1 protein-coding gene and 1 pseudogene are annotated in these 868 nt (G+C 73.5%); both read left to right on the top strand.

Translation table 11 applies throughout. The features are described 5' to 3' along the window. A pseudogene (locus U9980_RS14395) lies at positions 1-493 on the top strand (hypothetical protein); the annotation flags it as partial. Beyond that, entirely contained in the window at positions 493-810 is a 318-nt protein-coding gene (locus U9980_RS14400) for a hypothetical protein (protein ID WP_322768382.1), read from the top strand. The pseudogene U9980_RS14395 and the gene U9980_RS14400, both read left to right, overlap by 1 nt. The last annotated feature ends 58 nt before the right edge of the window (positions 811-868 follow it).

Below are 868 nucleotides of genomic sequence, written 5' to 3' on the forward strand. Positions count from 1 at the left end.
ACGCCGGCTGAGCTTCGACCACCATGGCAACTGCGTGCGGCTGGTGACCTCGGCGACCTGCCGGCAGGTGCTGGACGCGCTGCTGCTCGGGCTCGACCCCAGCTCCTACACCGTCTACGTCAACGACATCGACGCCGACACCGCCCTCGCCGTCGCGCTGCTGGCCCATCCCGAATGGGTGGCGCCCGGCTCCGCGCACGCACCGCGCACCCGGGCACTGGTGGAGAGCGTCGGCAGCCGGGACGCCCACGGCCCCGCCTACCCGGTGGCGGATCCCGCTCTGCTCGCCGAGTTCGCCGCCGCCGTCCCGCTACCGCGCCGCCATGCCCCGGTAGGCGACCCCGCCGGGGCGCTCGCCGGCTGCGTCACAGCCATCACCAGGCTGATCACCCGCGTGCCCGGAGAGAACCCGCAGCGTGCCGTGCCGACCCGCGCCGTGCCGACCCGAGGGAGCCGACCTTCACCGTCACCCACAGCGGTACCGGCTGGGTGATGGCCACGAGCGCCGGCGACGGATTCGACCCGGTCTACACCGCCGGGCACACCCGCGCGGTGCTCTGGCGGCGGCTACCGGACTCCTCGATCGCCTACACGGTCGGACGGCGCAGCGACCTCGTCGACCGTTTCCCGGTCGGTCCGCCGAGCGATCCCGGGACGATCCTCGCCGCCCTGGCCGCCCGCGAACCCGGCTGGGGCGGCGGCAGCTCGGTGGGCGGCGCCCCCCGCCATCCTGACGGTTCGCGCAGCGCGCTCACCCCGGACGAGGTCTTCGCGGTCGTCGAGGCCGTCGTCCGTCAGGGGTGGGTGTGAGCACGAACCACTGACCTGGTTAGCGTTCACGTCCTGCTTCGGGGGAACAGAAAGGATA

The sequence above is a fragment of the Protofrankia sp. Cr1 genome (assembly GCF_963555865.1).
Taxonomy (GTDB): domain Bacteria; phylum Actinomycetota; class Actinomycetes; order Frankiales; family Frankiaceae; genus Protofrankia.